At 65.8% G+C, this 19,220-nt stretch carries 17 protein-coding genes and 1 tRNA gene; 7 read left to right on the forward strand and 11 right to left on the reverse strand.

What is annotated here, in order from left to right:
• Window positions 1–28: 28 nt before the first annotated feature.
• Both MNAB215_RS05915 and MNAB215_RS05920 read left to right on the forward strand, forming a co-directional pair.
• Window positions 29–1,318 carry a pyridoxal phosphate-dependent aminotransferase gene (locus MNAB215_RS05915; RefSeq protein WP_077077872.1) on the forward strand — a complete coding sequence of 430 codons (1,290 nt, stop codon included), beginning with the start codon at window positions 29–31 and terminating at the stop codon, window positions 1,316–1,318.
• Window positions 1,319–1,349: 31 nt separating this feature from the next.
• Window positions 1,350–2,621 (forward strand): YibE/F family protein, encoded by a 1,272-nt coding sequence (locus MNAB215_RS05920; RefSeq protein WP_077078456.1) that lies wholly within the window; start codon window positions 1,350–1,352, stop codon window positions 2,619–2,621.
• Here the strand turns inward: MNAB215_RS05920 and rfbA are convergent.
• The 9 genes from rfbA to MNAB215_RS05965 all read right to left on the reverse strand — a co-directional run bounded on the left by rfbA (window position 2,572) and on the right by MNAB215_RS05965 (window position 12,630).
• Entirely contained in the window at window positions 2,572–3,438 is an 867-nt protein-coding gene (gene rfbA / locus MNAB215_RS05925) for a glucose-1-phosphate thymidylyltransferase RfbA (protein WP_077077873.1), read from the reverse strand. The two genes, MNAB215_RS05920 and rfbA, sit on opposite strands and share 50 nt — an antisense overlap.
• Window positions 3,439–3,466: 28 nt before the next feature.
• Complete coding sequence (locus MNAB215_RS05930) at window positions 3,467–3,841, reverse strand: nuclear transport factor 2 family protein (RefSeq protein ID WP_077077874.1); 375 nt, start codon at window positions 3,839–3,841, stop codon at window positions 3,467–3,469.
• A 24-nt stretch (window positions 3,842–3,865) separates the two neighbouring features.
• Window positions 3,866–4,621 carry a maleylpyruvate isomerase family mycothiol-dependent enzyme gene (locus MNAB215_RS05935; RefSeq protein ID WP_077077875.1) on the reverse strand — a complete coding sequence of 252 codons (756 nt, stop codon included), beginning with the start codon at window positions 4,619–4,621 and terminating at the stop codon, window positions 3,866–3,868.
• Window positions 4,622–4,644: 23 nt separating this feature from the next.
• Entirely contained in the window at window positions 4,645–5,970 is a 1,326-nt protein-coding gene (locus MNAB215_RS05940) for a UDP-glucose dehydrogenase family protein (protein ID WP_077077876.1), read from the reverse strand.
• A 97-nt stretch (window positions 5,971–6,067) separates the two neighbouring features.
• A complete protein-coding gene (locus MNAB215_RS05945; protein WP_077077877.1) occupies window positions 6,068–7,582 on the reverse strand; it encodes a DUF7159 family protein in 1,515 nt (504 codons plus the stop codon).
• A 153-nt stretch (window positions 7,583–7,735) separates the two neighbouring features.
• Window positions 7,736–9,310 (reverse strand): DUF7159 family protein, encoded by a 1,575-nt coding sequence (locus MNAB215_RS05950; RefSeq protein WP_083746059.1) that lies wholly within the window; start codon window positions 9,308–9,310, stop codon window positions 7,736–7,738.
• Window positions 9,311–9,453: 143 nt separating this feature from the next.
• A complete protein-coding gene (locus tag MNAB215_RS30145; RefSeq protein WP_165691528.1) occupies window positions 9,454–11,274 on the reverse strand; it encodes a DUF7159 family protein in 1,821 nt (606 codons plus the stop codon).
• A gap of 106 nt (window positions 11,275–11,380) precedes the next feature.
• Entirely contained in the window at window positions 11,381–11,953 is a 573-nt protein-coding gene (dcd, locus tag MNAB215_RS05960; RefSeq protein WP_077077880.1) for a dCTP deaminase, read from the reverse strand.
• Window positions 11,954–11,994: 41 nt separating this feature from the next.
• A complete protein-coding gene (locus MNAB215_RS05965) occupies window positions 11,995–12,630 on the reverse strand; it encodes a VldE C-terminal domain-containing protein (protein ID WP_217348907.1) in 636 nt (211 codons plus the stop codon).
• Window positions 12,631–12,756: 126 nt separating this feature from the next.
• Between MNAB215_RS05965 and MNAB215_RS05970 the strand changes: the two genes are divergently transcribed.
• A tRNA-Gly gene (locus tag MNAB215_RS05970) sits at window positions 12,757–12,830 on the forward strand.
• A gap of 37 nt (window positions 12,831–12,867) precedes the next feature.
• On the opposite strand, the gene MNAB215_RS05975 is transcribed toward MNAB215_RS05970, so the two are convergent.
• Window positions 12,868–14,016 carry a hypothetical protein gene (locus MNAB215_RS05975; RefSeq protein WP_131829085.1) on the reverse strand — a complete coding sequence of 383 codons (1,149 nt, stop codon included), beginning with the start codon at window positions 14,014–14,016 and terminating at the stop codon, window positions 12,868–12,870.
• 125 nt (window positions 14,017–14,141) lie between these two features.
• On the opposite strand from MNAB215_RS05975, the gene MNAB215_RS05980 reads away from it, so the two are divergent.
• The 4 genes from MNAB215_RS05980 to MNAB215_RS06000 all read left to right on the forward strand — a co-directional run bounded on the left by MNAB215_RS05980 (window position 14,142) and on the right by MNAB215_RS06000 (window position 18,496).
• Window positions 14,142–14,945: a mycofactocin-coupled SDR family oxidoreductase gene (locus MNAB215_RS05980; protein WP_077077883.1), complete on the forward strand. Its 804-nt coding sequence runs from the start codon at window positions 14,142–14,144 to the stop codon at window positions 14,943–14,945.
• 130 nt (window positions 14,946–15,075) lie between these two features.
• Entirely contained in the window at window positions 15,076–16,176 is a 1,101-nt protein-coding gene (locus MNAB215_RS05985; protein ID WP_077077884.1) for a ferritin-like domain-containing protein, read from the forward strand.
• 219 nt (window positions 16,177–16,395) lie between these two features.
• Window positions 16,396–16,797, forward strand: coding sequence for a hypothetical protein (locus MNAB215_RS05990; protein WP_077077885.1), 402 nt, complete (start codon window positions 16,396–16,398; stop codon window positions 16,795–16,797).
• Window positions 16,798–17,695: 898 nt separating this feature from the next.
• Complete coding sequence (locus MNAB215_RS06000) at window positions 17,696–18,496, forward strand: L,D-transpeptidase (protein ID WP_077077886.1); 801 nt, start codon at window positions 17,696–17,698, stop codon at window positions 18,494–18,496.
• Between the two features lie 186 nt (window positions 18,497–18,682).
• On the opposite strand, the gene MNAB215_RS06005 is transcribed toward MNAB215_RS06000, so the two are convergent.
• Entirely contained in the window at window positions 18,683–19,210 is a 528-nt protein-coding gene (locus MNAB215_RS06005) for a hypothetical protein (RefSeq protein ID WP_174604522.1), read from the reverse strand.
• Window positions 19,211–19,220 lie beyond the last annotated feature (10 nt).

Genomic DNA, 19,220 nt, shown 5'->3' on the forward strand with positions numbered 1-19,220 from the left:
ACAGATTGAACTCTGTCAGCAAATTTCGGTGGACAGTGATGGCACCATAGGTGGCGTGACTACTCACCAGGTGCCTGCACATGTCTCCGGTCATCACCGGCAGCGGGCCTTCGCGCAGTCGTCCAAGCTTCAGGACGTTCTGTACGAAATCCGGGGGCCGGTGCACGCCCACGCGGCCCGGTTGGAGGCCGAAGGGCATCGGATCCTCAAGCTCAATATCGGCAACCCGGCGCCATTCGGCTTCGAGGCACCCGACGTCATCATGCGCGACATGATCCAGGCGCTGCCGTACGCACAGGGCTACTCGGACTCGCAAGGCATCCTGCCGGCCCGGCGTGCGGTGGTCACCCGCTACGAGCTGGTCGAGGGTTTCCCGCGGTTCGACGTGGACGACGTATACCTGGGCAACGGGGTCTCCGAGCTGATCACGATGACGCTGCAGGCCCTGCTGGACAACGGCGATCAGGTGTTGATTCCCTCGCCGGACTATCCACTGTGGACGGCGTCGACCTCGCTGGCGGGCGGCACGCCGGTGCACTACCTGTGTGACGAGACCCAAGGCTGGCAGCCCGATCTCGTCGACCTGGAGTCCAAGATCACCGAACGCACCAAGGCGCTGGTCGTGATCAACCCGAACAACCCCACCGGCGCCGTCTACAGCCGTGAAATCCTCACGCAGATGGTCGAATTGGCGCGTAAGCATCAGCTGCTACTGCTCGCCGACGAGATCTACGACAAGATCCTGTACGGCGACGCCAAGCACATCAGCCTGGCGACCCTGGCACCAGACATGTTGTGCCTGACCTTCAACGGTCTGTCCAAGGCGTACCGCGTCGCCGGCTACCGCGCCGGCTGGCTCGCGATCTCCGGTCCCAAGGACCATGCCAGCAGCTTCATCGAGGGCATCAATCTGCTGGCCAACATGCGGCTGTGCCCCAACGTCCCCGCGCAGCACGCGATCCAGGTCGCCCTGGGCGGCTACCAGAGCATCGATGACCTGGTACTTCCCGGAGGCCGACTGCTCGAGCAGCGCGACGTGGCGTGGACGAAGCTCAACGAGATTCCGGGCGTTTCCTGCGTCAAGCCGGACGGTGCGCTCTACGCGTTCCCGCGGCTGGATCCCGAGGTCTACGACATCGAAGACGACGAGCAGCTCGTCCTGGATCTGCTGCTCCAGGAGAAGATCCTGGTCACCCAGGGCACCGGGTTCAACTGGCCGGCGCCCGATCACCTGCGCATCGTGACGCTGCCCTGGGCGCGTGATCTGGCCGCCGCGATCGACCGGCTGGGCAACTTCTTGACGGGCTATCGACAGTAAGTAGGCACCCACCGCCTCTACGGTGGAGCGGGTGACGCACTCCCACTCGCACAACTTGTCGTCCGGCCCGTCCCCGCTGGGGCCGCTGCCCGCCAAGATCGTCGTCGGGCTGTTGGTCGCGATTGGTGTGGCCGTGCTCGCCGGTGCGGCGCTGCTGTGGCCGAGCCGCGAGCACGTCGACATCCCCATGCCGTTTCAAAACGCGGCCGGCGCAGCGGTCAGCACCCAGCGCGGGCATGTGGTGTCCAGCGGGCTAGGTGACTGCGGCAGCCCCTCGGCCAGTCAGGTGCTCACCACCGCGCCGCGGCCGGGCACCGCAGGCTCGGGACAATGCGTGCAGACACTGGTCGCCATCGATTCCGGACCCAACGCCGGCGCGAACACCTTGCTCGAGTTCTCCCCCGGCCCCGGCCAGCCCCAGTTCGCGGCGGGTGATCACATCCGCGTGGTGCGCCAGGTCGATGCCCAGGGCGGCACGAGCTACGCGTTCTACGACTTCGAACGCGGCTGGCCGCTGATCGGCCTCGCCATCGTGTTCGCGGCGGTGATCGTCGCCGTGGCCCGCTGGCGTGGGTTGCTGGCGCTGGTCGGCATCGTGGTGGCGTTCGGGGTGCTCGTCGTGTTCTTGCTGCCGGCGCTGCGTGATGGTGCGCCCGCGGTGCCGGTGGCGCTGGTGGCATCGGCCGCGATCCTGTATGCGGTGATTTATCTCGCGCACGGCGTCAACCTGCGGACCAGCGCCGCGCTGTTGGGGACCTTGTCGGCGTTGCTGCTGGCTGCCGGATTATCTTGGGCAGCAATCCAATTGACACATCTCACCGGACTGTCCGACGAACAGAACTCCACCGTGAGCGTGTATCTGGGCAGCGTGTCGATCAGCGGCCTGCTGCTGGCCGGGTTCATCATCGGATCACTCGGTGTGCTCAACGACGTGACCATCACGCAGGCGTCGACGGTCTTCGAACTGGCGAATGTCGGCGGCGATATCACGAGACGGTCCATCTTCGTCAGCGCCATCCGGGTGGGACGCGATCACATCGCCAGCACGGTCTACACACTGGTGCTGGCCTACGCCGGCAGCTCGCTGCCGCTGCTGTTGCTGTTCAGCGTAGCCAATCGCTCGCTGGGCGATGTGTTGATGAGCGAGAGCGTGGCCATCGAGATCGTGCGGTCGGCAGTAGGCGGCATCGGCCTCGCGCTGTCAGTGCCGCTGACGACAGCGATCGCCGCGGTGCTCGCCAAACCGAGCGCGGTCAGCCCCGTTCCAGCAGCTCGAGCAGATAGCCGCCATAGCCAGACTTGACCATGGTGTGGGCACGGGCCGCCAGCTCCTCGTCGCTGACCCAGCCCTGCCGCCACGCAACTTCTTCGGGCACACTGACTTTCAGGCCTTGCCGTCGTTCCAGGGTGCGCACGAAGTCGCTGGCGTCGAGCAGCGAGTCGAACGTGCCGGTGTCCAGCCAGGCCGTGCCACGAGCCATCACCTCGACCGCCAGCCGCCCACGGTTGAGGTAGATCCGGTTGACGTCGGTGATCTCGTACTCGCCGCGCGCCGACGGCTGCAAAGCCTTCGCAATCTCGATCACATCGTTGTCGTAGAAGTACAAGCCAGGCACCGCGTAGTTGGACTTCGGCGTGGCCGGCTTCTCCTCCAGCGACAGCGCCAAGCCGTCAGGACTGAATTCGACGACACCATAGGCCGACGGGTTGGCCACCCAGTAAGCGAAAATTGCTCCACCGCTTATGGTTTGGAATCGACTGAGGCTGGTACCCAGCCTCGGTCCGTAGAAGATGTTGTCCCCCAACACCAAAGCGACGCAGTCATTGCCAATGTGGTTGGCGCCCAGGACGAAAGCCTGTGCCAGGCCGTCGGGTCGCTCCTGTTCGATATAGGTCAGGTTGATGCCGAATTGTGAGCCGTCGCCCAGCAGCCGCTGAAACCCGCCGGCGTCGTGCGGAGTAGTGATGACCGCGATGTCGCGGATGCCGGCCATCATCAGCGTCGTCAGCGGGTAGTAGACCATCGGCTTGTCGTAGACGGGCAGCAACTGCTTGCTGATGCCGTTGGTGATCGGATGCAGCCGGGTACCCGAGCCGCCGGCCAAGATGATTCCGCGCATGCGTGGCTCCTAATGCCTCGATCGACCCCTACGAGACGAGGTCGGCCTCAGTGAGTTCGGTTGCCTCCAGTGCCGCCGCCAGGCTCGCGTGCCGGAACACCGAAGTGACGCGGTCGTGGACCACCCGAAACGCCAACGCGGCGTCGGTGACCGCCCCAGGATTATCGGCGGCGCTGGCCTTCTGTTCGGCGACCACTATCCCGTCGTGCACATACATTCGGCCGAGCTCCGTGGTCACCTGGCGAGAGGCGGCCCATCTGCGCAGCGCCTCGTGGCCCTGCGCGGCTCCGTGCGCCTCACCCAGTTCGATGTCGTCGCTGGACAAGGCCGCCAAGGTCGCGAAGTCGGCGGTGTTGAGAGCGTCGTGCCAAGCCAACACGGTGGCGATCTCCGATGTGGTCATGGTCTGCAAATTACCGCCTGGGCGCTAGAGCGGTGTGCGATCCAGCCAGGTTTGCCACACCGCGTGGTCGCCGAAGATTTCGATGCCGGTGTCGGCAACCGTGGTGCGCCGCGCCATCGCCAGCAGCAGCTCGGTGGCGCCCCCGCGCAGCGCCACGCTGCCTTTGCCGTGTTCGTGTGACCAGGTGATCCCGTCGCCGGAGACGTTGATCGTCCACTCGCCGGCTGCACCGAGCCCAGGATCGGTGGCGTGCAGGTGCAGGGAGGTGCCGGCTTCCAGCGGCAGCGCCGCCCCGTCCCCTCCGGCCTGGATCACGATCCGTTCGAGGAATTCGGTGATGCCGTCGGCCGCCACGTCGGGCGCGAGCGCGAAGTCGGTTCCGACCGCGATGGCGGCGTCGGCCCGGTGCACCGCCGTCTCTTGCAGCCGACGACGGATCCACCAGTTCGCCGGACGGGTTCCGAGAAAGGTCCAGACCGGCGTCTGGCCTCCCGCCGACTCGACGGCCTCAATCAGCAGTTGAGCGCCACCGTGCAGCCACGTGATCGCCTCGGCCCGGTCCGGCGGCGGTTTGCCCGCTTCGACGCTGCGGCCATCGAGGAAGTGGTCGAGTCGATCGCGCACGATCTGCGCTGCCCAACGGTCGCCGCGGCCGACGTGACGGAACAGTTGATCGAGGCTCCAGCCGGGACACGCCTGCACCGGCGTTGCGCCGTCGGCATCGTGGAAGAGCTCCGAGAAGGCGCGGTTTTCTTCGAGAAACGCGGCCGGGTAATCCACCAGGTCAGGCTACCGACCCTGTGCTAGGGCCGACGCGCGCCCAGCCGGTACACCCGCCAGCCGGCTTGCTTCCAGCGCTCGGCATCGAGGCAGTTGCGACCGTCGACGACCACCCGGGCGCGTACCCGGTCGGCCAAGTCGTTCGGATCGAGTTGAGTAAATTCCGGCCACTCGGTGAGCACCAGGACCGCGTCAGCCCCGTCGCACGCCTCCGTCACCGACACCGCGTAATTCAGCGTGGGGAACAGGCGACGGGCGTTTTCCAGGGCTTTCGGGTCGTAGACGTTGACCGCGGCGCCGTTGAGCTGCAGCTGACCCGCGACGTTGAGCGCCGGGGAGTCGCGGACGTCGTCGGATTCGGGTTTGAAGGCCGCGCCCAGCACGGCGATGTTGGCGCCGAGCAGCGCGCCGCCGCACGCGGCTGTCGCGAGCTCGACCATCTTGGTGCGCCTGCGCATGTTGATGCTGTCCACCTCGCGCAGGAACGTCAGCGCCTGGTTGGCGCCCAGCTCGCCGGCGCGGGCCATGAATGCGCGGATGTCCTTGGGCAAGCAGCCGCCGCCGAAACCCAAACCAGCGTTGAGGAATTTGCGTCCGATGCGGGAGTCGTATCCGAGTGCGTCGGCCAACAGGGTGACGTCGGCGCCGGCCGCCTCGCATACCTCCGAGACGGCGTTGATGAACGAAATCTTGGTCGCTAGAAAGGCATTGGCCGAGACCTTGACCAATTCGGCGGTCTGCAGGTCGGTCACCAGGAACGGCGCACCCGCGTCGAGCAGTGGCGCGTACAGCTCGCGAACAACCGCCTCGGCGCGCTCCGAATCCTCTTGTACGCCAAGCACAATGCGGTCCGGCTGCAACGTGTCGTGCACGGCGTAGCCCTCGCGCAGGAACTCTGGGTTCCAGGCGATCTCGACGTCGACGCCAACGGGTGCCAGCGCGGCCGCCCGCTGCTGAAGGTCCGCGGCGGTGCCCACCGGGACCGTCGACTTGCCCACGAGCACAGCCGACCTGGTCAGTCTGGGCACGAGGTTGTCGATGACCGCGTGCACATGCGACAGGTCGGCGCCGTATTCGCCCTTCTTCTGTGGCGTGCCCACTCCGAGGAAGTGCACGTCGGCAAATTCGGCCGCCAGCTCGTAGTCGGTGGTGAACCGCAGCCGCCCGGACGCCAAGTTCTCGGTTAACAGCTCACGCAGGCCGGGCTCGTAGAACGGAATGTCCCCCGCGGCGAGCTTGGCCACTTTGCCCGGGTCGATGTCGACCCCGATGACTTCATGTCCCAGTTCAGCCATACCGACTGCGTGCGTGGCACCCAGGTAGCCGGTACCGAAAACAGTGCATCGCATATTAACGGTGTAGGTGGCCCTCATGAGCTAATTGCATCGTGCCGCTGAGCGAGAGGCAAACGGCAGGTGACTAGGTAACCCCGGCGTCGCAATTCCGCTACCGACGCCCGAAGCCGCCGTGGCCGCCACCGAAGCCGCCGAATCCGCCACCCCCGTGGGGGCCGCCGGGGAATCCGCCGCCGCCGGGGAAGCCTCCGCCGCCGTGACCACCGCCAGGGAAGCCGCCTCCACCTGGGCCGGGACCACCGGGGAAGCCGCCGCCCGGGCCGCCGGGGAAGCCGCCGCGACCGGGGGCGCCGGGCACAAACGGAATACCCGGGCCACCGATCCCGGGTATCGGGAGCGGAATGGGCACCGGAATGGGCGCCACGGGAGGGGGCGCCGGGGCCGCGGGTAGTGGCGCGTCCGGTATAGGGATGGGTGCGGGAGCCTCGGGAACGGGCACTGGCGCGGCGACGGGCGCTGGGGCCGGTGCGGCGACCGGCGCAGGTGCCGGTGCCGGTGCGGCGATCGGCGCAGGTGCCGCGACGGGTGCCGGTGCGGGGGCCGGGGGCGCGGCAGCAGGCGCGGGTATGCCCTGAGCGGGTGCGACGACGTTTTGGCCCGGAACGGGCTTCACCCCGGCGGTCGGACGGATCGCAATGGCGAGCGAGACCACCAGTGCGGCCACACCCACGATGAAGATGGCCGCCACCGCGCTGCCGACCAGCCCGAACGACCTGCGGTCGTGGTGGTCGCCCGCGATGAGTTCGGTCGCGGCGGTGTGCGTGCCGGTGTACGACTCGGCAAAGTCGTCGGGGACAGCGCTGTAGGCCAGGGCGCCGTCGCCGGAATCCGGGACGTCGAAGTAGCCGGGCGCAATGGCCAGCGGGTCGATCGCCCCGGTCCCGGGGTCTTGGGCATACGCCTGCGCCGCCGTCGACGAAACAAACAGAGGCGCATTCGCCGACGCCAGTGCGGCGCCGCGAGCAAGCGCGGTGTGCGGCTCCTCGGGGGCGGTGACCGGCAGCGTGGTCGCCGCCTCCAGCGCCGGCTTGATCAACGGGACATCGATGCCGGAGCCGACGACGAACACGGCGGCGGGGCGGGTCTCGAGCGACTCGGCGCTGGAGACCAGGGTGGCCAGCTCGGCGACCGCCGCGTCGTCATCCTGGGGCAGGGCGTGCCGGTGAACGTCGGCAATCGACCCGTCCGAGGTGTTGACGACCGCCAAGGTCGCGGTGTCGGGCTCGATGAACAACAGCGCGGTCTGGGCGTAGTTGGTTTCGTTGCCGACCGCCTGGGCCAGCGCGGCCGCAGCCAGGAAGGCCGAGACCAACATCACGTTCTCGACCTTGTGGGCGGCCAGCGCATCGCGCAGTGCAGCTGCCTCGACAGGATCTGTCCAGGTGACTCCGGTCGAGGTCAGCTGGTAGCCACCCTGCGCCGCGCCTTCCTGCGTTCCGAGGATCGCAGAGACAACTTGGTCGGCAGCGGAAAGAGTTGCTGCGTCATCGTCTGCGGCAACATCGAAGTTGTCTTCGTCGACGGTGGCACCGTCGCCATTCTCGCCTTCGACCAGTACCATTCTGACGGCCGTTGGCGCCATCGACACACCAAGTACGGTGTCCATAGCCCCTCCCCCAATTTTGCTGGCCAGTGATATCGAGAGCATCCACACCGAAAACGCCGGCCGGCGGCCGGACGTTACGAGTACTCCCTGTATTCCCCCCGATGCCCGATTTTACGCCCGCGCGCCGGGCCGAGCCCGGGCCCGAAGTCGCCGCTAGCGGTGTCCGAAGCCACCGTGACCACCGCCAAAGGGACCGCCGCCGAAGGGTCCGTGACCACCGCCAAAGGGGCCGCCGCCGAAGCGGCCGCCACCGAAGGGTCCGTGTCCGCCACCGAACGGGCCGCCGCCGAACGGACCACGCCCAAACGGCCCACCGCCGAACGGGCTGCCACCAAAGGGACCGCGCCCACCGCCGAACGGGCCGCCACCGAACGCGCCGCCGCCGAACGGACCACGCCGAAACGGCCCGCCACCAAAGGGACCGCGCCCACCGGCGAAGGGCCCACCACCGAACGGACCACGGCCGAAGGGTCCCAGGAGACCGCCACGACCGGGCACTCCAGGTCCGGGAATCGGCGCATGGGGAATGGGCACGAACACCGGCGGCGGGATCACTGGCACGGGCACCAGCGCGGGCCCCGGCGCAATGGCCGGGGGGCTCAACGGATGCGGCGCCGCGAGCGGCCTCGGCGTCCCGACCCTCGGCACGGGGACGGAAGCCTGGGGCGGAGCGGACGCCGGATGCGCTGGGGCGACGACGTTTTCGTTGGGACTCGGCCGCAGGGCGACAGTCGGGCGAATGCTGATCGCCAGCGCAATCTCAAGGGCCACAACCGCACTGGTGAATATCACCGCCAGCACACTGCTGACCAGCAGGACAGACTTGCGCCGTTGGGCACGCTCATGCAAAACCATTGCGGTGTGAGCTTCGGCGTCTTCGTCCGGCACGGCGCTATAGGCGACATTCGTCGAGCCATTCGCCACATCATCGAAATACCTTGCAGCACTGATATTTTCAGCGAGATAGGCGGAACCGGCCAACAGCAGCGGATCCACTACACCGGTACCAGGGTCCTGCGCATAAGCCAACGCGACGGTCGATGACGCAAACAGGGGCGCGTTCGCTGACGCCAATGCCGCACCTTGGGCCAGCGCCATCTCCGGCTCGTCAGGCACTGACAGCTCAAGCGAAGTCGCGGACTCCAACGCCGGCTTGATCAGCGGAATATCGACGCCGGAGCCGACGACCAGCATGCCGTCCGGAGTCGACTCCAGAGAATCCGCACTGGACGCGAGCTCGACGAGTTCGGCCACCGCCCGGTCCTCATCATCGTCGAGAAGCCTCCGCCGCACCTCGGAGATCGACCCGTCAGCGGTGTTGACCACCGCTAAGGTGGCGGTATACGGCTCGACGAATAGAAGCGCGGTGCGCGCGTAGCTGGTCGCATCGCCGACAGCCTGGGCCAGCGCCGCGGCAGCCAGGAAGGCCGAGACCAACATCACGTTCTCGACCTTGTGGGCGGCCAGCGCGTCACGCAGCAGGGCGGCTTCTCTGTGATCGGAGTAGCTCACTCCGCTCGATAGCAGCCGGTAGCCGCCCTCGACAGCGCCTTCCCGCGTCCCCAGGATGGCCGAGACGACCTCGGCGGACACGGCAGACGACCGCCCGTCGCCGGAAATGTCGAGGTTGTCCTGGTCGACGATGACTCCGTCGGCGTTCTCACCTTCGACTACCACCATGCGGAGCTTGGTTGGCCCCGTCGCGACGCCAAGTACGACGCCCTCCACTGCGAAACTCCCCCCGTCGTCCGCTTTCTCGCCCACCAGTCGGGCGGACAGCACACCTGCACTAATCAGCGTTGATTAGTCGTCACAGCAACGCGAACCCGCCGCAGCTGCGTGACCCTCCCCGACGATCGACCCTACGCGCGCTAGTGGTGGCCACCGCCGTGGCCGCCACCAAAACCACCACCGCCGTGGCCGCCACCAAAACCGCCGCCCCCTTCGCCGTGACCGCCGCCAAAGCCGCCTCCGCCTAATGGGCCGCCGCCGAACAAAGGCGGAGCAGCCGGCTCACCACCACCACCGAACGGCCCGCCCCCATGGCCACCACCGAACAACGGCGGAGCAGCCGGCTCACCACCACCACCGAACGGCCCGCCCCCGTGGCCACCACCGAACAACGGCGGAGCAGCCGGCTCACCGCCGCCGAGACCGCCGGGGGCGGGAAAGTGCTCGCCGCCCGTGCTACCGGGACCCGCACCGGGGAACGGACCGTGTCCACCACCCTGGCTCGGGTAGGGCGTGAGGCCCTGCCCCGGAGGAAAGTCGTGCGGTGGTGAATGCGGTTCTGAGCCAACGCCTTCCGGCGGCGATGCCGGCTCCGGCATGCGCACCGGCGGTGGTTGGGTCCACACATGTTGTTGCGGCGCAAGAAGCGGTGGCGCCTCGAGCATTGGCGGGCTCAGCACCGGGTTGAGCAGGGGCAGACGAGGGGCCAGCAGCGGGAGTGGCGCGATCGGCGGGGCCGCAATCGGCACGGGCACCGGCACCGGCGGCGCCGCGGGCACCGGAGGGGCCGCGGGAATTGGTGCCGCGGCGGCCTGTGGAATCAACGGCCTGGGCGCCGCGACCGGTGCCGGCAGGCTGATTTTCGGCGCCGGAGCCGATGCTTCGATCCGTGGGGGCGCTGGGGCCTCTTGCGCTGGGACGATGAGACTTTGGTTCGGGCTGGGCTGAAGCGCCACCGTCGTGTTGCGGATGCCGATGGCCAGCGCGATTTCCAACGCCACCACCGCGCTGATGCTCACCACCGCGAGCCCGCTACCGAGCAGCAGGACGGGCCGTCGACGCGGTTGGTTCTCGCCAGGCGTGAACGCGTCGATGGTGTCGATGACGACGGTCGGGGCGTCGGCGTCATCGTCCGCCACCAGGCTGTAGGCCAGGTCGTCGCCGAACTCGTCAACAGTGCGCCGCGGAGTGGCAACGTATTCGGGCAGCACGAATAGGTCGACCACCCCAGTCCCGGGGTCCTGCGCGTAGGCCAGTGCCGCGGTCGACGAAGCGAACAACGGGGCGTTCGCCGATGCCAGGGCCGCCCCGCGGGCCAACGCCGTCTCCGGCTCTTCGGGCACACTCACATTGAGTGAGGTGGCCGATTCCAGCGCCGGCTTGATCGCGGCGATATCCACACCTGTCCCGAGCAGAAAGAGTCCGCCGGGAGCGAAGTCGAGCTCCTCGAGCGCGTAGACCATTCCACCGAGCTGAGCGGTGGCGTCGTCGTAAGACTCGGCGTCAATGTGTTCTTTGTAGACGTCGACGATAGATCCGTCGGCGGTCTCAACGACGGCCAGTGTCGCGGTGTCGGGCTCCACGAAAAGTACCGCCGTGCGCTCGTAACCCATTGCGCCACCAACGGATTGAGCCAAAGCCGTGGCGGCCAGGAACGCCGACACCAGCATGACGTTCTCGAGCTTGTACATGGAGAGGGCGTCGCGCAGCACCGCTGCTTCGGTCTGGTCGGTCCACGTCACCCCGATGGACGCCAGCTCGTAGCCGGCTTCAGCCGCGCCTTCGCGGGTACCCAGGATCGCGGAAATCACCTGATCCGGCGAACTGGTCGGATCCGAGTCATCGGCAGCGGTGACGTCGAACTCGTCCTCTTCGACCAACACGCCGTCGGCGTTCTCGCCTTCGACCAGAACCATCTGGACCGAAGCCGGTGCCATCGAAACCCCGAGCACGATATCCAAAACAACCCCTCCAAAGGCGGTGCAGCCGGGCTATGCCCGGGCGGAGGAGAAAACCATTGACTAGCTAATCGTCTCGCACAGAAGCTGTGCGGGCACCCTGGCGAACTTAAGTAGAACTTATGAAATTTTCATACGACCGCGACGGCGTCGGGCCGCGCTGCCCCTGATATTTCGATCCGACGCTCGAACTGCCGTAGGGGTGCTCGGCCGGGCTGGTCAGTCGCAGAATGCAAAGCTGCCCGATCTTCATGCCGGGCCACAGGGTGATCGGCAGGTTCGCGACGTTGGAGAGCTCGAGCGTGATGTGGCCGCTGAAGCCGGGGTCGATGAACCCCGCCGTCGAATGCGTCAGCAGGCCCAGCCGGCCCAGCGACGATTTGCCTTCCAGGCGACCGGCGAGGTCGTCGGCCAGTGCGACCAACTCCAGGGTCGAGCCGAGCACGAACTCGCCGGGGTGCAGCACGAAGGGCTCCCCTTCGGCCGGCTCCACCAGGCTGGTCAGTTCGTCCTGCCGCTGAGCGGGGTCGATGTGGGTATAGCGAGTGTTGTTGAAAACACGGAACATTCGGTCGAGGCGGACGTCCACGCTGGACGGCTGAACCAGGGCGTCGTCGAACGGGTCGATGCCCAACCGTCCGGCGGAGATTTCAGCCCTGAGGTCGCGATCGGAGAGCAGCACCCGACGAGCCTATCTGTTGCTCCGCGCGCGTCGTCGGGGCTTCAGTCAGCGAGATACGTTTCGCCGCCCTTGGGATATCCGCCCCCGGTTGTCGTCACGTGGACGTGGTCGAAGTGGCCGTATCGGGCCGTCTGGGCGCCGGTCGGCGTGTAGTACACGCCACGCCAAATCGCATCCTGTATCCCGAATCGATTCGCGTTCACCAGCACGTACTTGACGATGGCGTCACCCAACGCGATGCCCTGGGCACTGCCGGGGTCGGGAATCATCACGTCGAGGGCCAGGCCAAGGGGATGCCACGGCAGCGGATCCGGTCGCACTCCGCCGATTTCGTGGATTTGCGGGAAGGCCGCGCTGATACTGCGGGCGGCCAGGATCGTTCGGACCTGAAGGCCCTGCTCGGGCGCGACGCCGACGGGCAGGAAGCGCGATCGTGTGTGGTATCTGGATGCCACCGGCTGGCCGTCGGGCGAACCCTTATCCCTGATATTCGATGCCGCCCCGACGATTTCCAGGTTGAACGGGGCCCCGTCGCCAATCACGGTCTTTGCCGCCGCGGCGGTCGTGAACGGGTGGACGTCGCCCGCCGTCGCGAAGAAGACGTCGGCAGCCGCGAGCAGCGCAGCCAGGACCATCGGCGATTTCCGCGGCTTCCTGGCTAATTCATGCCGACCCACGCAAAGCACATTACGGCGCAATAACGAAATAATAAATATGAAAATTGTAAATTTGACCGGATATCCGTGCTTAGGCGTACCTACCAGCGCATCTGTCCCTGGATGCTAGCCTTCCTTGGCAACAGTGCCGATGTAGTTCAATGGCAGAACATCAGCTTCCCAAGCTGAATACGCGGGTTCGATTCCCGTCATCGGCTCCACACCATCCACGACCGAAGCAGGGATGCGCGGGTTCGACTACTTCAGTGAATCGTGGGCGAGTTCCAACAGTCGCTTCACCGTGTGAGAGCCGCCCTTGTAGTCCGCGACGATGTGGTCGACAATCGGATCCCACGTCGACTGATCGGCTTTGCTGAGGCCGTAATACCTCAGATTGATGCCGACCTGCATTGCTGCCAGCTTCTGCATTACGTAGACGACCTTTGTGCTGTTCTTGAATATCCCCGTTCCAATGGGGCCGGTGTTCAGCGTTGTCACCTTGTTGTCCTTGGCCAGCTTGAAGCCGGCCGCCAAAGTGTTGAACATGTCATCGATCGTCGGCTGCTCGGCTTCCTGCCCCGTGGTGCCCTCCAAGCTGGCGAGCGCGACGGCCAAGACATTGAGTTCGACATTCCTGGGCAGCGGCGTCATGTACGTCAACAGCGCGTCGATCGGCATCGACTTCCATTTGCCGTTTGGCTCATTGATGCCGGAAGCGACCTTCATGGTGCGGTGCACGGGTCCGACATACAGCGGTGCCGGGCTGCACTCGAGCGGGCGCGGTTTGTCGTTGTCCTTGCAACCCTGGCCGCGGGTGAAATGTCCGCCCTGCGCTGCCGCGTTCGCGAGTTCCGGCATCTCGAGTGCCATCGTCTCCTCTTGCCCAAAGCCGTTGTGGAACACGCCGCCGCCGAGATTGACCGCCGCATAGTCGAGCCATGTCTCGCCGTCCTTCAGGTAGTCGTAGCGACCCCCGTCGCCGTCGGCCTGCTTGACGTCGACATTGTTGTCAGCGAACGGCTTGGCGAAGAATCCGGGCTGATTGCCCTTCGACTGGACGTAGTCCTGCTTGTTCGACAGTTCGCTGATGCTGGTGTGGCCGGCCTTCTTGAAGTCGAGGTTCGCCAGAGCATTCGACAGCAGCGAGTACTTGACCGCCAAGTAGGTCTCCGCGGGGATGTCCTTCGTCACGAGCTTGGTGAGCACGCTCATCAACGGGTTCGGGAAATCCGTCGGGCCAGAGCCGGCGGGATTCGCGCCCGAGCTCGAACCCGGGTCCTGGCTGCACCCAAGCGCCAGCCCGAACACCAACGCGAGCGTGACCGCGAGTCCGGCCGCCGTCCAGGAAACGCCATGCCGAAACCACAACCGCTCCACTAAGACTCCCAAGGTCAACAGCGCTGACACGCCCCGGCCGGATAATAGGGCACCGGAAGCGATTCCGAGGGTTAACCGGGTGAGGCGCATTGCGACGGCCATGGCGGGCGCCGAAATATAGCCCACAGCAATCGATTTCAGGTAGCTTCACCAGTATGGGTGCCTTGGATGGACGCGTGGCCTTCATTACCGGCGGGGCTCGAGGGCAGGGCCGCGCACACGCGTTGGCATTAGCGGCCGAGGGCGCCGACATCGTGGTCGCCGATGCCCCGAATGCGATGGCGGAGCTGACGTACCCCTTAGGCACCGAGGACGACCTGCGCGAGACGGCGAAGCTGGTTGAAGAGCGCGGTCGGCGTTGCTTGCCGCTCACCCTGGATGTACGCGATTCGGCCGCGGTCGGCGCCGCGATCACGCAGACGGTGACCGACATGGGCAGCCTCGACATCGTGGTGGCCAACGCCGGAGTCGTCAGCACCGGCGAATTGGTGGACGTCAGCGACGTGGTGTGGCAACACCTGGTCGATACGAATCTGACCGGCGCATTTCACACCCTGCGGGCGGCCATACCAGTGATGCGACAGCAGCAATTCGGAAGGATCGTCGTGACCTCGTCAATGGGCGGCCGCATGGGCATCCCCGAGCTGGCCGCCTACAACGCCACCAAGTGGGGTGTCATCGGCCTGGCGAAGTGCGCCGCCCTGGAGGTCGCCAAGGACGGCATCACGATCAACGTCGTCTGCCCGACCACGACTCAAACACCGATGGTGCAGCCCGCCGGCGGCGACGACATTCCCGACGATCTGGTGCGCCGGATGATGAGAGCCAACCCGATACCGCAACCGTGGCTACAGCCCGAGGACGTCAGTCGCGGAGTGCTGTACCTGGTGACCGACCCCGGGGTCATCACCGGCAGCGTCCTCGAGATCGGCCTCGGCGGCAGCGCGCGCATGCATTGACGATCGGGGTCGAGTAGCGAGTAGTCGCCTACTCGATCCGCCCGGCAGGGTTGACGGGGCCGCCGACCGCGGCGCAATGTGATACACGTCATATGACCACTAGTCACAGCGCACAGAGAGGCGGCTGCTCATGACCACGAGGGACAAGTACACCGACGTGCCCGAGCCGTACTCGTGGGAGGTCCCCAGCGCCGGCGACGCCCGCTTCACGTGGGAGTACGACGAGGGGCGCGCCCGGCTCCTTTCCCTGTACCAAAAGGGAAAGGACAAGCAGTGGGATGCCCAGTCGCGCATCGACTGGTCGAACGATGTCGACCCGAAGAATCCGGTCGGGCTGCCCGACGAGTTCCATCCGCTGTTCGGCAGCCCGATGTGGGACGCCGCAGACGAATCACGTCGCGCCGAGATGCGCCTGCACTTCCAATCCTGGCAGTTCTCGCAGTTCCTGCACGGCGAGCAGGGGGCGATGGTGTGCTCGGCCAAGATCGTCGAGGTCGTCCCCGACTTGGACGCGAAGTTCTACGCGGCCACCCAGACCATGGACGAGGCCCGGCACGTCGAGACGTTCTCGCGGTTCCTTCAGGAGAAGGTCGGCCTGGTCTATCCGATCAACAAGCACCTGACCGCACTGCTGGACGACACCCTGCGCGACTCGCGCTGGGACATGCCGTACCTCGGCATGCAGGTCCTGATCGAAGGGCTCGCGCTCGCCGCTTTCGGGGTGTTACGTGACATGGCCCCACCGGACTCGCTGGCTAAGCAGTTGCTCGCCTACGTCATGCAGGACGAGGCCCGGCACGTCGCCTTTGGCCGGATCTCGTTGAAGGACTACTACTCGGCGTTGACGGAAGCCGAGCGCGACGAGCGTGAAGAGTTCGTCGTGGACGCCTGCTACCTGATGCGCGACCGGTTCCGCGGCGAGGAGGTTTTCGAGACCCTCGGCATGGACGTCAAGGCGTGTGCCGACTGGGTCGACACGTCGCCGCTCATGATCCAGTTCCGCTCGCACCTGTTCAGCCGCATCGTGCCGATCGTTAAGGACATCGGGTTGTGGGGCGACAAGGTGCAGAAGGCCTTCTCGGACATGGGTGTCCTTGACATGGCCGGCTTCGACATCGAGGCGCTGATGAAGGCCGACGAGGATCAGGCCGACTCGCTGGACAAGGCACACGCCGAGATGGCTGACCGGGCCCTTGAGGTCGACCAGGTGATCGCTGCGGGCGCCAGCTAACCGATTGTCCTCCTCGGCGAGCCGGCCATTCATGGTGTCGTAACGCGGACACTCCACGGCCAGGCCCCGTCACGGAATTAGCTTCCTGGGCCGCGCCCACTTTTCCGCGAGCCGGATGCGCGATGTCTTACGTGATATCGGATGTGATACAGACTGTGATTTGACTCGTGATCTATAGTGTTGTTAGCACTGTGTACGGCTGCGGGAAGGCGAAGAGAAATGGCTGCGAAGACGGCGACTGCCGCTCGACCCGACCTGAATGCCTACAACGAGGCGATCACGATGGATACGCCGGAGTTGGTCGACGCCCTGAGAAACCTGCTTGGGCCCACGCTGGTCGCCTACTTAGGAAGGGTCAAGGAGACTCGCGCGGTGCGGCAGTGGGCCGAAGGCAGTCGCAAGATCGCCAACCCCGCCGATGTCGAACGTCTGCGTGTGGCGTATCGCGCGGCGCGGATGATCAGCGAGCGGGACAGCAAGAAAGTGGCGCAATCCTGGTTTCAGGGCCTCAACCCCTTCCTTGACGACTGGTCGCCGGCCCGGCTCTTGCGCGATGGGGATCTCGAAACCGACGGTGCCCGCGTGATTGGCGCTGCGCGTCAGTTTGTCGCCGTCGGGTAGCGGTTCGGCCAACTGTGTCCTCCATCAAGACAGAGTTAGGCCCCATGCAATGTTCGACCGACGTCGTCCGAGAGGTTCATCGCATCGGCTACGCCCCCGCACCCTGGGACTGGACGCCGTGGGAGCACGCGCAAGGCGGTCGTTTCCATGGCAGGTGGGACGACCCTGACGGGAACTGGCGTGCACTCTACGTTGGCGACTGCGCGTTGGCGTGCTACCTCGAGGTGCTCGCGCCCTTCCGGCCCGACCCCGTCCTGGCGCAGCAATTGGCCGAGATCCTCTCTGACGATGAGGATTATTTCCCGACGACAAACCCGGGAGAGCTTCCGTACGTATGGTGCGAACCGCGACTGTCCTGTTCGGCAATGTTGTCCGGATACTTCGCCGTACCGGGCCACCACAAGACACTCCCGACCCTGAGGAAACGTTTTCTTCAACTCGCGAAGAGGCATGGCTGCAAAGACCTCGACGCCGGCGCGATCCGGCATGCCAGCCGATGCGCAGCCCGGGGTGATATCGGCGTGGATCTACACCCGCCGCGGACCGGGAGGCGAATCAGTCGGCGGAGTCGAGTACCTGTCTCGCCATGGCGATCCGTTCACACTCTGGGCGCTCTACGAGCGCGATCAAGAACACCAATCTCCTTGGCAGATAAGCGATCACGCGACCCCTAGGAGCATCAGTCCGGAAGACCCAGACTTGATGCAAGCCATGCAGATCCATGGCATCACATGGATTGACTAAACCTGCAGCTCTCTTGCATTTAATCGGCCCCAATCCGTCGTTGCCAAAACGTGACCAATACTTGATCGATTGTCTACGCGCCCTTGCGCTTCCGCTGGTCACGGCGGCTTTACCATCGTTATTGAAACTCTGTCAGATAAAAGGAATCGGGGCCATGCGGACGGTTGTTCGGTGTCTTCTTGTTGCCATCGGGATCGCAGCCATCGCTGTGGCGCGGCCGACCGATATCACCCTCACGTCGGCGACCCAGTCGTATGAGCCCGCCATTGCCTCGCTTCTGCCAACGCGGGGCGAAGTCGTGGGTGTTGCGCACCCCGTAGTCGTGACATTCGTTGCACCCGTTGCCAATCGGAGCTTGGCCGAGCGTGCCCTTGGCGTCAAGACGACGCCCGCGATGACCGGGAAGTTCGAATGGCAGGACAACAAGGTCGTGCAATGGGTTCCCGACCAATACTGGCCGGCGCACAGCACAATAAAGCTCTTGGTGAACGGTGAGTCCAGCGAATTCAAAACGGGCGCTAAGGTAGTCGGCGTTGCCAGCGTCTCGCAGCACACGTTCAAGGTGAGCATCGACGGAGTCGATCCTGCGGCCTCAGTTCCGACGCCGCATCACCGTCCCCACTTCGGGGAACCGGGTGTGCTGCCGGCCTCACTGGGTAGGCCCGAGTACTCGACCCCGGTCGGCTCCTACACCGTACTGTCCAAAGAGCGTGCGATCACGATGGATTCGAGCAGCGTCGGCATCCCGGTCGATGCTCCGGACGGCTACCTGCTCACGGTGAACTACGCCGTCCGTATCTCCAACCACGGCCTGTTCGTGCATTCGGCCCCGTGGGCGGTCAACGCACTGGGGCTGGAGAATGTGAGCCACGGCTGCATCAGCCTGAGCCCCGAAGACGCCGAGTGGTACTACAACACGGTCAACATCGGCGACCCGGTGATTGTGCAGGAGTGACAGCGCGACCGCAGCTGGCTCTCTAACCGGCCCCACATCTGGCTGACGCGCAGGCCATACATCGTAGCGAATTCTGTTGTCGTGCCGTCTTTTCAGTGCCGCAAAGGCATTCTCTCGCGACCCCTACAACGAGACGGACCCGCTGGCAGCTACCAGCGGGTCCGTCTCGTTGCAACGCAACTGGCGTCAGTGCGCGAACGGATTGGGCGCAGGACCGGGATATGTCGGCTGACCGACCGTGGGCCCGCCAGTGGGCGCCGGTCCGGTTGGCTGATCCTTCACGCCCGCCATGTCGATCAGTGGAGCGGCCGGGATGACATCTGCCGGAGCACCCCCCAGTGCAACCAGTGGGGCACCCAGCGGCAGCGGCGCACCCACCGGGGCCCCTAGCGGCACCGGCGGAACGAGCGGCGGCGGCCCGAGTGCGATGATCGGAGCACCGCCGGGCACCGGAATCGCCCCAGGCGCCGCCAGGGGGACACCCGCCATGTCGGTGAGCGGAGCGCCGCATGCGCCCGCGCCCGCGGCCGCACCGCCGGCACCTACCGGCCCGCCTGCGGCCGGGAACGGGGCAGCTTCGCCCGCCTGCGGATATATGCACGCACCACCCGTTTTGAGCGGCATGGCCGCCGCGTGCGGGCTTAACGCGATAGCGGCTCCGAACATCCCGGCGCTGGCAACTACTTTGATGTTGAACCGATCGAGGATCGCCATCAACGTCAAC

Origin of the sequence: Mycobacterium numidiamassiliense (assembly GCF_900157365.1) — a bacterium.
GTDB classification, from domain to species: Bacteria; Actinomycetota; Actinomycetes; order Mycobacteriales; family Mycobacteriaceae; genus Mycobacterium; species Mycobacterium numidiamassiliense.